A 13,446-nucleotide genomic window follows, 5' to 3' on the forward strand; every position below is an offset into this window, starting at 1 on the left:
TATGAAGACAGGAGAGATGACCGTGGAACTATTCGGATATCCGTTGTCTACGATCTATTTGGGAAGCTTTATCATTTTTGGGTGCATCACTTTTGTATACATTCTTTTTGGTGACATGCTCGATGCAGCAATGGACTTTTTGCACCCATCGCTCATCTTATCCTTTTTTACAATCGGGACGGCTTCGGGCTATTTATTAGAGATCATGACGGAAATTAACAGCTGGTTCATTATGGTTTTCAGTGGATTACTTTCGCTGTTACTCGTGACTCTTTTAAACGTTTTCGTCTTGATGCCGATCCGTTCATCAGAAGAATCATTAGCTTATCGAGATGAAGATCTTAAGGGAAGAGTGGGCACCGTATTAACTTCGGTTCCGACAGATGGATTTGGCGAAATTCTAATCGAAGGTATAAGCGGGAGGATCTCTAAATCCGCAATAAGCATGGATAACAAACCGATCTCTCAAGGTGAAAAAGTGTTGATCATTGATATCCAAAAAGGTGTCGTATCCGTCATGCGTTATGAGCAAGTGGAACAAACATATATTCATTAAACTGGAGGGGTTATTATGAGTTTTTCACCGTTGTTTATCGTTATCGGGGTTGCCGTATTCTTAGTCGTTGCTCTTATTAGTGTTTTTATTACAAAGTATAGAACGGCGAGCCCAGATGAAGCATTGATCGTAACGGGAAGCTTCTTAGGAAGCAAGAACGTGAATATCGATGAAGCAGGCAATCGTATCAAAATCGTTCGTGGAGGCGGTACGTTCGTACTTCCTGTTTTCCAACAAGCAAAGCCACTTAGTTTGTTAACGAGTAAGTTAGATGTACAAACACCAGAAGTATATACAGAGCAAGGTGTTCCCGTTATGGCTGACGGAACAGCGATCATTAAAGTAGGAAGCTCAATCGGTGAAATCGCGACTGCTGCTGAGCAGTTCTTAGGAAAGTTGAAGGAAGATCGTGAAAATGAAGCACGTGAAGTCCTTGAAGGTCATTTACGTTCTATCTTAGGATCGATGACGGTTGAAGAGATCTATAAGAATCGTGAAAAATTCTCGCAGGAAGTTCAACGTGTAGCTTCTCAAGATCTAGCTAAAATGGGATTGATCATCGTATCGTTTACGATCAAAGATCTTCGTGATAAGAATGGATACCTAGATTCTCTTGGTAAGCCTCGTATCGCACAGATTAAGCGCGACGCTGACATGGCGATGGCAGAAGCTGAAAAAGAAACGCGTATCAAACGTGCTGAAGCAGATAAAGAAGCAAAGCAGTCTGAGTTAGGCCGCGCGACAGAAGTAGCGGAAGCTGAAAAGATGAATCAGCTGAAAGTGGCTGAGTTCCGTCGTGAACAAGATGTGGCTAAAGCCCGTGCTGACCAGGCTTACCACCTAGAAGAAGCGATCGCAAAACAGCAAGTAACAGAACAACAGATGCAGATTAAGATCATCGAGCGTCAAAAGCAGATCGAGCTTGAAGAAAAAGAGATTCTTCGTCGTGAAAAGCAATACGACTCAGAAGTTAAGAAGAAAGCTGATGCAGACCGTTATGCAGTTGAACAAAACGCAGAAGCTGACAAACGCAAACAGGTCGCTGAGGCAGATGCTCATAAGTATCGTGTTGAAGCCATGGCAAAAGCCGAAGCTGAGAAAGTACGCCTAGACGGACTTTCAAGAGCAGAAGCGGAACGTGCAAAAGGGGAGTCCGAAGCAGATGTTATCCGTCTGAAAGGTCTTGCTGAAGCAGAAGCGAAACAGAAGATCGCAGAAGCGTTTGAGTTATATGGTCAGGCAGCGATGATGGATATGATGATCAAGATGCTTCCAGAATACGCTAAGCAAGTGGCAGCACCACTTTCTAACATCGATAAAATTACGGTCGTGGATACAGGCGGCGGTGAGAACGGTGGAGCGAACCGTATTACGGGTTACGCGACGAATTTAATGTCATCACTTCAAGAATCTTTAAAAGCATCTTCTGGCATTGATGTTAAAGAACTGCTAGAAAACTTCTCTGGCAAAGGGAATGTTCGCAATAGCATCGACGATCTTCGCATCGAATTTGCTAAAAAAGAGCCGAATGCAGTGGCAACAAAGGAAAAAGCAGAAGTAAAAGCATCAAAGGGCGAATAAATAAAGAAAAAGCTTACTCTGGATGGGGCGAAATAGCCCCTGTAAGAGTAAGCTTTTTGTAAATATGTTTGCTAAGGAGACGTTGAGCGAAATTTATGCTCGTTCGCTGAGATTCCACGTGACAGCCAGATTCAACGATTACTCCTTATTCATCTGAGCCTCGACAGCCTCAAGCTTTCCTGCCATCGTAGACTTTTTATCGCGGCGGTCATCGATGCGAATATTTGTGGCTACTCGCTGAATGCCATTTGAGAAAGGAACTTCATGAAGCTGCTGAATTACATGAAAGAGATCTGGAAGCTCGCCTTCAATCAATGTACTCATAGGTGTAAGCTGGTAATTTACCTTATCTTCGTTTTGCTGAAGAACTTTTTGTATTTCAGCTACATATTCACTAACACTAGGAGTTTCAGTACCGATTGGAATGATCGTAATATCTACAATTGCCATAAATAAAACACCTCAACTTTTTACTTTATTGTAGCAAAACCAAACATAATGACAAACAAAAGGACGATAACTATGGAAATTCAGCATGCGAAGGAACACCATCTTCAAAAAATAATAGAATTAGATAAAAAAATGATCGGAAGTGATCATAGGAAAGAAGAGCTCGAACATGCGATAAAAGAGGAAAGATGTCTCATCCTCTATCAGGAGGATGAAATCGCTGCTTTTTTAATCTATCATACTCACTTCTTTGACTGCTGTTTTATATCGCTTATCATGGTTGATCCGGCTCATCAAAGAAAAGGATTGGCGAGTAGTTTGTTAACACACATGAGTAGGATCTCACCTACAAATAAGCTATTCTCATCCACAAATGAATCAAATGAATCTATGAAAAAGGTATTTATCAAGAACAATTTTAAGAAAAGCGGATTTATCGATAACTTAGATGAAGGAGATCCAGAGATTGTTTATTATAGAAATTGTTACTAAAAGTTTGGGCCGCCTTCAACAAGCATCCCTATAAAAGAAAGGAAGAAACGAGATGGTGGAACTAAAAAGAATAGATGAGGCGATCGATGAACTTTTTACATATAGAAATATTGGAACTGATCCAGCGTTCAGTAGGTTTATTCCGATGGTTTACGATCCGATCGATTTTGATTGGCGCAATGAGTTCCAACCTGAATTTACCAAACTGTTCAACGGACTCATGCTTAGAGGAGACGAAAAGGTAAATCGAGTATTTTTGGCTGTTTTCCCTACAGAAGAAATTTTAGAAAGATTCATTGCTGAAAGTCATCCAGGAGATCTGTTATTTATGCATCATCCCATTGTGATGGAATGCGGAGATCCAAAAGGGAAATGGGGAAGAGGTTTTATGCCGATACATCCTCATTTTATCCAGCAGATGAAGAAAAGACGTTTATCGGTATTTACGCTTCATGTACCACTCGATTATTCAAGGGTAATCAGTACGAGTGATGCGTGGGGAGAAGCATTAAACGCAAAAGTGATTGGAGAACTATTGAAGGATGATAATGGAGCTTGTGGTATTCTTTGTGAAATAGCTCCTACTTCTACAGAGGACTTGATTCATCATTCAACCGAATTGTTCGGAATTCCTTATGCTGATGTGCATGGTCCTATACATAAAAACATAACGAAGATTGCGATTGTTGCAGGATGCGGTGATAAAGTAGAAGCAATGATCGAGGCGGAAAAGATGGGCGCAGAAGCCTATTTGACAGGTGAGGTGCATTGCCACATCGATAATGAGTACGGTAAAAAGAAGTATGAACAGATGAAAAGCTATATTGCTCAAAGTACAATGAGCTTAATCGGCGTATCGCATGCTGCTTCCGAATATTTAGTTCATGCTACACAGTTGAAATCTTGGTTTGAAGAGCAGTTTCAATTGCGTGTAACGCTATTACCTCAAACTAAATGGTGGGTATGATCACAACAAAAAAAGAGGTGGGAAAAAGACATGAACATTCGGCGAGCGAAAATAACAGATGCAGCAGAAATTGCGAAAGTACACGTGAAAAGCTGGCAGCAATCGTATAAAGGTCTAGTAGATGACGATTATCTATCACAGATGTCAGTTACGGAAAGAGAACAAAGATGGAGTGAATGGTTGGTCCAGAAATCGCACATTGTTCTTGTTTTAGAAGATGAGAATCATCATTTATGTGGCTTTATTTCTGGAGGTTCGATCAGGTCACAACATCAATATGAGAGTGAGATATATGCTTTTTACTTAGAAAAAACAGTGCAACAAAAAGGACATGGAACAAGAATGCTTAAAGCGTTCTGTAAAGAACTAACATCAATAGGGAAAAAAAGTATGATCGTGTGGGTATTGAAAGAAAATCCATCCAAACAAGCATATATTTCAACAGGTGGGAAAAAGATAGATGAAGAACAAATAACAATAGGAAAGCAGCACTTGTTTGAAGAATGCTTTGCATGGGATGACATAACGTATATACTAACTACTAGTACCGAACAAACGACTTAAATACATAGAAAAAATAACACTGCGTTTTACTGAAATGTATTTTCCTCTTTCCAAATTACCCAATTTATCGTTACAATGGTAGAAGGTGTAAAAAAAGAAGTTGGTGACGTCATGGAATTTGACTTAATAAATATCATACATCAATATAGCTATTTTGGTATTTTTCTACTATTGGCATTAGGTATTATCGGCTTACCTATCCCGGATGAGATCCTTTTGGCCACTGTAGGATACTTCATTTTTGCAGGAGATCTTCCTTTTTTACCTGCTGTATTGAGTGCTTTTTTTGGAGCGATAGCAGGTATTACGGGTAGCTATTATTTTGGAAACATCTGTGGTAAACCTCTGTTAAAAAAGTTAGGCCCAAAATTTGGGGTATCTGAAGAAAAGATAGAAAAAACACAAAATTTCTTTTTAAAGTATGGAAAATCAGCATTGTTTTTTGGCTACTTTATGCCGGGAATAAGACACCTGACCGCTTATTTTGCTGGAATGTATTCTTTAAATTGGAGACAATTCGCACTTTACGCTTATAGTGGTGCTTTGTTCTGGTGTTCCTTCTTTATCGTGATCGGCTATCAATTGGCAGGTCGATGGGCTCTAGTCATGGAGGTAATCCATAAAGTAGGTCTGTTCGCATTTACAATCGTAATCCTTAGTGTTGTTGCTTGGTTCATCTTTAAACCGAAAAACAAAGGTTCCTATTCAAATGGTTGGTTTAAATAATTATGTCTTCCAATGCTGGAAGGCTTTTTTTTATGTCTCTTAACAAAAATCATTGCTATGTATATTTTCTCTTCAACAAACAAATTTTATTAGATGACAGTCAAAAATTTTTAAAGGAGTGTCATTTAATGAAAAAGACTATTCTCGTTACTTCAATGGCCGTGATGCTATCATCGTTTCTAGGTGCTTGTGGAATGAACAACAATGACAAGGACATGGGAAAAGAAGCGCGTAACAATATGACTGAAGTGAACTACGACAATCGTGCTGACCGAAATATGGATAACATGAATAACAACATGGATATGGGTATGGATAATCAGTACGACGAAAACACGCGTATGGATGTAGCAGATAAAGCAGCGAATAAAGTAACAGATCTTAAAGAAGTAGACGATGCGACCGTTATCGTTACAGAGAACAATGCTTATGTAGCTGCAAAGCTTAAAGGCGGCGAGAGCATGAAGCTTTCGAGAGAGACAGAAAAGAAAATCGGCGATACCGTTCGAAAAACAGATCCTGATATCAATGATGTGTTTGTTTCAACGAACCCTGACTTCATCGATCGTATGAACGGATATGCTGACGAGATTAACAAAGGAAATCCTGTTTCAGGTTTTGTAAGAGAGTTCAACGATACGATTAAGCGTGTGTTCCCAACCAATCGTTAAATGAGTAAAAGGGCTGAGTATGTCTCAGTCCTTTCCTTACGAAAACATTTGTTAGAAAATTCATTATATCTGAATATTGACTCCAATCTCATATCGTGTTACAAATACATATGGATAAAAAAATATTTCGACAAAATTCGATAATTACAATAAAAACGAAATCATATAGATGACCACGGAGGAGGAATTTAATATGCAGAAGCGGACGCTCTCGGTGGGCTTAATGTTATTTGCTTTATTTTTTGGAGCAGGAAATTTAATTTTTCCGCCAGCATTGGGTCAGTCAGCAGGGGAAATGGTCTGGCAGTCCATGGTTGGCTTTTTCATAACAGGAGTTGGATTACCTTTATTGGGTGTAATCGCACTAGCACGTACGGGTGGTGGCCTACAAACCTTAACGGAACGAGTTAATCCGTTATTCGGTTCTGTATTCGCGATCATACTCTATTTAGCCATAGGGCCTTTCTTTGGAATCCCTAGAACAGGAACTGTTTCTTATGAGATGGCAGTCGTTCCTTTCTTACCAGAAAGTATGAACAATGGTCTGACGCTTTTCTTGTTTACAGTTGTATTCTTTGCCGTAACGTATTGGCTTTCGTTAAATCCATCAAAACTTGTAGACCGAATCGGTAATATCTTAACGCCAGTATTATTGCTCATTATCGTATCTCTTTTAGTTAAGGCGATCATTACACCGGTTGGAAAACTAGGTACTGCATCTCCTAATTATGCAAGTAATCCTTTAGTTAAAGGGTTTATGGATGGATATTTGACGATGGATACACTAGGAGCACTTGCGTTTGGTATCGTAGTCATCACAGCAGTGAAACGACCAGAGATGAAAAAAGAACAAGTAACCAAGATGGTTATTAAGGCAGGACTGATCGCAGCTACTTGTTTGGCCGCAGTTTACGGTATTTTAGCTTATTTAGGAGCTACAAGTCAGGCACTAGGCAAAACGGATAATGGCGGTCAGATCCTTACGAATGTTGTAGCAGAACTTTTTGGACCGTTTGGAAACGTACTCCTTGGTCTAGCTGTAGCACTAGCTTGTCTTACAACTTCAGTAGGTCTTGTAACTGCTTGTGGAGAATTTGCAAAAAAAATGTTCCCGAATGTTTCCTATAAAACAGTTGTACTTCTTATGAGTGTTTTCAGTGCTGGTATTGCAAACCTAGGATTAACACAGTTAATCTCAGTTTCTGTACCTGTTTTAACAGCGATCTATCCAATTGCGATTGTTTTGATCCTGCTTTCTTTCCTACATGATTTATTCTCTGGGAGAAAAGAAGTATATATCGGTGGAATCGTAGCAACTGCACTTGTCTCAATAGCAGATGGATTAAAAGCTTTTGGACTTAAACTGGGTGCGATCGAACAAATTTATTTGCATATCCCTCTTTATGCAGATGGAATCGGGTGGCTGCTCCCTGCTATCATAGGATCAGTTGTAGGTTTTATCATTGCCGTAATAAGAGGTAGAATTGTCATCTTCTCTACAAATTAAGAAAAAGCGAATGCCTTAGGATCAGATCCTAAGGCATTTTTTTATGTTATTTAAACCAACGCTGGTGTTTTTTCTTTTATCTTAGCTGCAACGTTTTGAGCAATCCATACGCCACATGCACTTGCTTGGGCGAGACCACGCGTGATTCCAGCACCATCTCCACCAACATAGAGGCCGTTGATCTCTGACTCGAATTTATCATCAAGCTTTGGACGTGCAGAATAGAACTTAGCTTCTACACCATAAAACAATGTGTGTTCTGATGCGATACCAGGTGTTACTTTATCTAATGCCTCAGTCATTTCAATCAAACTTTTCATCGTGTTATAAGGAAGCACAAGCCCTAGGTCGCCAGGTACAGCTTCTTTTAATGTTGGAGAAAGGAAGCCTTCTTTTATTCGTTTATCCGTAGATCGACGTCCTTTTAAGATATCACCATACTTCTGAACGACAAGGCCACCCATAGAAAGCTGATTGGCAAGTCTTGAAACCTCATGAGCGTATTCTGTAGGCTGATCGAACGGTTCAGCGAATTGATGTGATACAAGGAGTGCAAAGTTTGTGTTCTCACTGCCTAGCTTAGGATCTTTATAGGCGTGTCCGTTCGCAAGCATGATACCAGAATGGTTCTCTACGACAACATGTCCAGAAGGATTGGAGCAAAACGTTCTTACTTTTGTGCCGACAGATGTATTAAAAACAAATTTACCTTCATAAAGATGCTTGTTGATCTCTTCCATCACTAAGTTAGAAGTTTCAACACGAACGCCAATGTCGACTTGGTTAGCTGTCATTTTTATACGTCTTTTTTTAAGAATTTTCGTTAGCCATGTTGAACCATCGCGACCGGGAACAATAACAACTTTCTCTGATGTAAGAGATGTTCCGTCTTTTAGAAGGATTCCTTTTGCTACATATCCTTCAGCAGTTCGTTCGGTAATGAGATCTTCAACCTCAGCTTTATATTTCATCTCAATGCGTGTTTTTAAGTATTCATAGATGCTTTTCAGTATTTCAAGGTTTTGTTCTGTACCAAGATGACGAACTTGAGCTCTTAGAAGCTTCAAACCAGCTGCATAACCGCGCTTTTCAATATCCTTGACTTCTGGTGTAAGAGGGTCTGTGATTGAATCAGTGGCTCCGTGCTCTAAGTTGATCTCATCTACATATTTAATAAGTTCAACCACTTGTTCTTCCGATAGGTAATCTGTCATCCATCCTCCGAATTCGCTCGTAATATTGAACTTTCCATCCGAATAAGCTCCTGCTCCGCCAAAACCATTTGTGATCGAACAAGCTGGTAAACAACCGGCAAATTCTTTTCTGCCTGCTGCAGGCGGACATTTTTGAATTTTCTTCTCTAAAATCGGGCACGAACGTGCATAGATGTCATGTCCCTTATCTATTAACAAAATCTTTGCATCTGGAAGCTGTCTTGTTAGTTCGTAGCTCGTAAAAATTCCTGCAGGACCTGCGCCAACAACAATTACATCATAATGGGTATTCATAATAATCCCCCTTGAAATACTTGGTAGTTTTTCTAGAATTGTTTTTTCCCTTGGTAAATATAACAATTATTAAAGTGGATTTCAACTAAAATACGAACAATTTAATAAAAAAATATATTTTTATTCGTGTTTTAGTTCTGGAGGGTGATTGATATGAGGATTGACTGAAAATCAGGAAATAAGATAACAATGTAAAAACAGGTATGAGAACCGATTTTCTTTTTATCCCCACCACTCTCAAAACAAAAGGCTATTTTCTAAAAGATTGTTGATTTAATATCTTTTGTCTACCTCTTTGACTGTTGATTGGAGTGGAAGGTGCGAGACTCCTGTGGGACAGGCTGGCAGGTGAGACACTTAAAAGTGAAACGCCCAAATGTGGCTCACCGCCTGCCCGAAAGCGAGCAGCCTGGAACGGAAATCAACACTCCTAAAAGCAACAAAGTTTACGAGAACAGCCCAAAAAAAACCTAAAGAAGGGGCTTCTTCAGGTTTTAGAATCTGATCTTCATGATCTTCCAGCCGTCTGTCATTGATTTTCGTTCCATTAAAAAGGTAAATGTATCTGTTTGTAATCCGTTATCATCGTACTTTTTTACTCTAGCTCTTATTTCAGTTCGAACAACAGGAGGATACCTAGTACTTGGAGATCTGATCTCATATTGCATACTTGTGATTCCTTTGAACAGCTCCGTAACGGTCGAGTCTTCAAGCAGGTTCCTGTTTAGGACAGGCATAGCTAATTTGATGTCTTGCTGTTTCATGCCGACTAAAAACATAGAAACTGCTTGTTTCGCACTTGCTCCAGCTGCGTATTTAGAAAGTTGTCCGCCAGCTTTTAAGATCATAAATTGATGAGAAGGATCAATATTGCGTGATCGGTGTGTTGAACTACCTAAAAAATGTATACAAAAATGGCCAGGAAATCCGTTTTCTAATGCGCCTGCTCCATGAGGCATTCCATGCATGCTGCCTGCGAGCATCCTGCCTTTTACGGGAATAAGTATAGCTCGTCGATTCCAGCTCCATTTATCGTTATATAGATGCTTTAAAACAGCTGTATCATCGCGGGTCAACGGCTGTACATCGGCATGCTTATTGCCAGCCCTTCTTTGTACTTGAAAATAAAAGCCGGTCTCTAGATCTACGACTTTAAATGTAGCACCTTTAGGAAGAAGTTTGTTTACTTTCTCCCATTCTACAACCTCCCCCTTTTTTACGATTGGGAAATAAGTTAGGGGTTCTTTTGCTTCTGAGGTGAGGGGAAAGAAGAAGCTTAAACAAGCAGTTAGTAGAACTCCAGTCATGATCTTATTCCACATAGTCAGTCCTCAATTCCGTATGATTTTCTCTTCCTTAATATGGATTGTTTTGTCCTTTTTATCCTCCAAAAGTAAAAGAGTGAATGAAAATATTGGCTTCAAACGTCTAAAAGGTAGAAGAAGGGGGAGCGTTATGAAGATTATTAAGAAACTGTTGATGCAACTGATTTTAACGATCGTTTCCATTATTTTAATCAGTGGACTACCAGAATTAATCATGAACAAGAATGTAAGTATGTATTTCAATAAGATCAAGGATGTTTGTAGAGATATCTTTCAATTGAATCAGATGACTTACTTCAACCAAGGCAAGCCGAGGTTATTTTTAGATGATATATGGTCGCCATATATTTATTCACTTTCCATTCTTTTTGGGGCATTGTTGATTGCTTTTTGTATGGCGCAACTGCTCACGTGGGTTACGTTAATGCTGCCAATGTTCATAAGGGGAGCTATTAAAAATCTACTTACCTTTTTAGAGTCCTTGCCAGATCTGCTTGTTTTTGCCCTCGTACAGATGGGGATTGTTCTTATTTATAAGAAGACAGGAGTACTTGTATCGAATGTGGCTTCGATGGGAGCGGAAGAGAGGATCTATATTGTACCTATTGTTTGCTTGATGATTCTGCCCTTTGTTTACTTTTATAAGATGATGATACTTCTTGCTGAAGAAGAGCTTAGCAAACAGTATGTTGAGATGAGTTTAGCAAAAGGTATGAGACGGATATACGTACTTGTCGTACATGTCACGAGAAATACAAGTGAAGGTATCTTCCATTTTTCAAAATCAGTCTTATGGTTTATGATCTCTAACTTGCTTCTTGTTGAGATCATCTTTAATATCCATGGAATCACTCATTACATGTATAGCGATTTTAGACCAGAAATGCTTGCTGCTTGTCTCATACTTCTCGTCATTCCATTTTTTCTTTTGTATGCTCTTTTCGAATGGGTCATTGTTCATTTTACGAAGAGAGGAGAATGGGTATGATTCGGAGCGTGAAGTTTTGGATAGGGTTTTTCATTCTAATCGTGTTTATCATCTCTAGCTTAGGTTTCGAATTGTTTTATGATAGCAAAGTTCGTCAAGTTCAGTTGCTTTATGATGATCAGAAAAACCTGATAGGTGGTGCTCCTTTTTACCCTTCGCTCATGTTTCCTCTTGGTACGGATCCACTTGGATATGACATCAGCCATAAAGTGCTTCAAGGTGCAAAATTCACCTTAATTGCCGTTATAGCAATCGGTGTATTTCGTGTTCTTTTCAGTTTTATCGTGGCTATTCCTTTTGCATTCTATCTACCAGATAAAATCAGAAAAGGTTTAGATCAGCTTCTTAGTTCGTTTTATTTTATTCCACTTACAATCATAGCTGTTTTTATACTAGGGCCAATTTTAAGGGAGCAGCTGAATGCTCAAGGAGAAGAATTTTTCCTTTATTCGTTTTTTGCAAGGGTAAGCCTTGAGGTTATTATTTTGACGTTGCTCGTAGTACCCCTTCTAGGCTCAATGATCGGAAATATGATGGCGTCAATATTGAAAGAAGACTTTATTGAAAGTGCGCAACTGTTAGGTGCATCCAGGTGGCGTGTTTTTATGAAACATGTTATTCCTCACATGTTACCAAAGCTTGTAATTGTTTGGTGTCAGCAGTGTGTGCAAGTGTTGATAATTTTTACGCATCTTGGATATTTAAAGTTGTTTTTTGGAGGGACGGATATTGATTTTAATCCGATGATGGCGGATCCGCCAAAATCAATGTCAAATGAGTGGTCAGGTCTTGTTGGCGATTATTACACCCAGATTCATGCCAATCCCTACATCGCACTCGGCCCGATCATCATGTTCGGAATCGCTATCTATGCTTTTCAGCTGATTGGTGAAGGTTTTCAGGATCACATTCAAACAAGGCATGTTAAAAAGAAGAAAGACGTTCGTTTGAATAAGGAGCGAGAAATGAAAATTGAACAAAAATCATCTTTTGATTTTATAGAGAAAAGAGGAGCTTAATTTAATTAAAGGAGGATATACCGATCATAAAAAGTTATAAATTTTGGATAGGATTTATTATCATTATTGGACTTATCCTATCAAGCATTGTCTTTGAACTGAGTTTTGATAGTAAGATTCGTCAAGTACAGGCTACATATGATGAGAATGGGTATCCGATCAATGCAGCTCCTTATGAACCATCCTTGATGTTTCCATTCGGAACGGATGCATTAGGCTATGACACAGGTATGAAAATACTTGAAGGTGCGAAGTTCACATTGCTTAGTGTTCTTGTGATCGCCTTTCTCAGGATCTTATTTAGTTTTGTTCTCGCTATTCCTTTAGCTTTTTTCGTACCAGATCGAATAAGGAGGATACTTGACCAATTATTAAGTTCATTCTACTTTATTCCTTTAACCATAATTGCTGTTTTTCTCTTAACACCTGTATTATGGGAACAATTACGGATGCCAGGCTGGGAAGAATATTTTATTTATACTTTCAATCAGCGTATTTGGCTTGAGGTTTTCATCTTAACAATCCTAGTGATACCTTTGTTAGGTTCAACCATTGGAAATATTCTCGCACTTATTCTAAAGGAAGATTTTATTGAGGGGGCTCATATCTTAGGAGCTAGCAAGTGGAGGATTTTCATTAAGCATGTAATCCCGCATTTGCTGCCAAAGTTGGTGATCGTGTGGTGTCAACAATGTGTTCAATTATTAATTATATTCATGCATCTAGGCTATTTTAAACTCTTCTTTGGGGGAACTGATGTAGATTATAACCCGTTAATACCTGATCCGCCTGTGTCTATGTCAAATGAATGGTCAGGACTTATAGGAGATTATTATAATCTAATTACTGTAAATCCTTCTATCGCACTCGGTCCGATCATCATGTTCGGAATCGCCATCTATGCTTTTCAGCTAATAGGTGAAGGCTTTCAGCATCACCTGCAAACGAGGCATTATAAAAGGACGAACCGTAATCGCGTGCTTGAAAAACAAATTCTCGGGAGTAAAACGAAATCATCTTTTGATTTCGTTCACAAGAGAGGCGCTTAAAAATACACCACTTTTCTCTTCTCACCATACTATGTAATATCCT

Annotated in this window: 14 protein-coding genes; 11 read left to right on the forward strand and 3 right to left on the reverse strand. The window is 39.1% G+C overall.

Annotation, left to right across the window (positions count from 1 at the left end; all coding sequences use genetic code 11):
• Nucleotides 1-22 precede the first annotated feature (22 nt).
• A complete protein-coding gene (locus IHV10_RS11835) occupies nucleotides 23-556 on the forward strand; it encodes an NfeD family protein (RefSeq protein ID WP_197129462.1) in 534 nt (177 codons plus the stop codon).
• 15 nt (nucleotides 557-571) lie between these two features.
• Nucleotides 572-2,137 carry a flotillin family protein gene (locus IHV10_RS11840; RefSeq protein ID WP_197129465.1) on the forward strand — a complete coding sequence of 522 codons (1,566 nt, stop codon included), beginning with the start codon at nucleotides 572-574 and terminating at the stop codon, nucleotides 2,135-2,137.
• A gap of 138 nt (nucleotides 2,138-2,275) precedes the next feature.
• On the opposite strand, the gene IHV10_RS11845 is transcribed toward IHV10_RS11840, so the two are convergent.
• Nucleotides 2,276-2,587 (reverse strand): MTH1187 family thiamine-binding protein, encoded by a 312-nt coding sequence (locus IHV10_RS11845; RefSeq protein WP_197129468.1) that lies wholly within the window; start codon nucleotides 2,585-2,587, stop codon nucleotides 2,276-2,278.
• 72 nt (nucleotides 2,588-2,659) lie between these two features.
• Between IHV10_RS11845 and IHV10_RS11850 the strand changes: the two genes are divergently transcribed.
• The 6 genes from IHV10_RS11850 (at nucleotide 2,660) to brnQ (ending at nucleotide 7,514) form a co-directional block, all read left to right on the forward strand.
• Nucleotides 2,660-3,079: a GNAT family N-acetyltransferase gene (locus IHV10_RS11850; protein WP_197129471.1), complete on the forward strand. Its 420-nt coding sequence runs from the start codon at nucleotides 2,660-2,662 to the stop codon at nucleotides 3,077-3,079.
• Between the two features lie 52 nt (nucleotides 3,080-3,131).
• The gene (locus tag IHV10_RS11855; RefSeq protein WP_197129474.1) at nucleotides 3,132-4,046 is read left to right on the forward strand and encodes a Nif3-like dinuclear metal center hexameric protein; all 915 of its coding nucleotides are present in this window, start codon (nucleotides 3,132-3,134) and stop codon (nucleotides 4,044-4,046) included.
• A gap of 30 nt (nucleotides 4,047-4,076) precedes the next feature.
• On the forward strand, nucleotides 4,077-4,610 hold the full coding sequence (locus tag IHV10_RS11860; RefSeq protein ID WP_197129477.1) for a GNAT family N-acetyltransferase: 534 nt from the start codon (nucleotides 4,077-4,079) through the stop codon (nucleotides 4,608-4,610).
• A 111-nt stretch (nucleotides 4,611-4,721) separates the two neighbouring features.
• A complete protein-coding gene (locus IHV10_RS11865; RefSeq protein ID WP_197129480.1) occupies nucleotides 4,722-5,336 on the forward strand; it encodes a DedA family protein in 615 nt (204 codons plus the stop codon).
• A gap of 128 nt (nucleotides 5,337-5,464) precedes the next feature.
• The gene (locus IHV10_RS11870; protein WP_197129483.1) at nucleotides 5,465-6,007 is read left to right on the forward strand and encodes a YhcN/YlaJ family sporulation lipoprotein; all 543 of its coding nucleotides are present in this window, start codon (nucleotides 5,465-5,467) and stop codon (nucleotides 6,005-6,007) included.
• A 193-nt stretch (nucleotides 6,008-6,200) separates the two neighbouring features.
• On the forward strand, nucleotides 6,201-7,514 hold the full coding sequence (brnQ, locus tag IHV10_RS11875; RefSeq protein WP_197129486.1) for a branched-chain amino acid transport system II carrier protein: 1,314 nt from the start codon (nucleotides 6,201-6,203) through the stop codon (nucleotides 7,512-7,514).
• 50 nt (nucleotides 7,515-7,564) lie between these two features.
• Here brnQ and IHV10_RS11880 read toward each other — a convergent pair whose 3' ends face one another.
• On the reverse strand, nucleotides 7,565-9,022 hold the full coding sequence (locus IHV10_RS11880; protein WP_197129489.1) for an NAD(P)/FAD-dependent oxidoreductase: 1,458 nt from the start codon (nucleotides 9,020-9,022) through the stop codon (nucleotides 7,565-7,567).
• Between the two features lie 494 nt (nucleotides 9,023-9,516).
• Nucleotides 9,517-10,344, reverse strand: coding sequence for a hypothetical protein (locus IHV10_RS11885; RefSeq protein ID WP_197129493.1), 828 nt, complete (start codon nucleotides 10,342-10,344; stop codon nucleotides 9,517-9,519).
• 133 nt (nucleotides 10,345-10,477) lie between these two features.
• Between IHV10_RS11885 and IHV10_RS11890 the strand changes: the two genes are divergently transcribed.
• From IHV10_RS11890 to IHV10_RS11900, 3 genes are all read left to right on the forward strand, one after another.
• A complete protein-coding gene (locus IHV10_RS11890) occupies nucleotides 10,478-11,335 on the forward strand; it encodes an ABC transporter permease subunit (protein WP_197129496.1) in 858 nt (285 codons plus the stop codon).
• The gene (locus tag IHV10_RS11895) at nucleotides 11,332-12,354 is read left to right on the forward strand and encodes an ABC transporter permease (RefSeq protein WP_197129498.1); all 1,023 of its coding nucleotides are present in this window, start codon (nucleotides 11,332-11,334) and stop codon (nucleotides 12,352-12,354) included. Before IHV10_RS11890 ends, IHV10_RS11895 begins: the two co-directional genes overlap by 4 nt.
• A gap of 188 nt (nucleotides 12,355-12,542) precedes the next feature.
• Complete coding sequence (locus IHV10_RS11900; RefSeq protein ID WP_197129500.1) at nucleotides 12,543-13,403, forward strand: ABC transporter permease subunit; 861 nt, start codon at nucleotides 12,543-12,545, stop codon at nucleotides 13,401-13,403.
• Nucleotides 13,404-13,446: the final 43 nt, after the last annotated feature.

Origin of the sequence: Fictibacillus sp. 5RED26, assembly GCF_015903895.1 — a bacterium.
Taxonomy (GTDB): Bacteria; Bacillota; Bacilli; order Bacillales; family Fictibacillaceae; genus Fictibacillus; species Fictibacillus phosphorivorans.

Bases quoted from the DNA above. Each gene is read 5' to 3' on its own strand.
- IHV10_RS11895 (WP_197129498.1), top strand. From the start codon at position 11,332: ATGATTCGGAGCGTGAAGTTTTGGATAGGGTTTTTCATTCTAATCGTG.
- IHV10_RS11865 (WP_197129480.1), top strand. From the start codon at position 4,722: ATGGAATTTGACTTAATAAATATCATACATCAATATAGCTATTTTGGT.
- IHV10_RS11840 (WP_197129465.1), top strand. From the start codon at position 572: ATGAGTTTTTCACCGTTGTTTATCGTTATCGGGGTTGCCGTATTCTTA.
- IHV10_RS11890 (WP_197129496.1), top strand. From the start codon at position 10,478: ATGAAGATTATTAAGAAACTGTTGATGCAACTGATTTTAACGATCGTT.
- IHV10_RS11855 (WP_197129474.1), top strand. From the start codon at position 3,132: ATGGTGGAACTAAAAAGAATAGATGAGGCGATCGATGAACTTTTTACA.
- IHV10_RS11885 (WP_197129493.1), bottom strand. From the start codon at position 10,344: ATGTGGAATAAGATCATGACTGGAGTTCTACTAACTGCTTGTTTAAGC.
- IHV10_RS11850 (WP_197129471.1), top strand. From the start codon at position 2,660: ATGGAAATTCAGCATGCGAAGGAACACCATCTTCAAAAAATAATAGAA.
- IHV10_RS11900 (WP_197129500.1), top strand. From the start codon at position 12,543: ATGTTTCCATTCGGAACGGATGCATTAGGCTATGACACAGGTATGAAA.
- IHV10_RS11880 (WP_197129489.1), bottom strand. From the start codon at position 9,022: ATGAATACCCATTATGATGTAATTGTTGTTGGCGCAGGTCCTGCAGGA.
- IHV10_RS11845 (WP_197129468.1), bottom strand. From the start codon at position 2,587: ATGGCAATTGTAGATATTACGATCATTCCAATCGGTACTGAAACTCCT.
- IHV10_RS11870 (WP_197129483.1), top strand. From the start codon at position 5,465: ATGAAAAAGACTATTCTCGTTACTTCAATGGCCGTGATGCTATCATCG.
- brnQ (WP_197129486.1), top strand. From the start codon at position 6,201: ATGCAGAAGCGGACGCTCTCGGTGGGCTTAATGTTATTTGCTTTATTT.
- IHV10_RS11860 (WP_197129477.1), top strand. From the start codon at position 4,077: ATGAACATTCGGCGAGCGAAAATAACAGATGCAGCAGAAATTGCGAAA.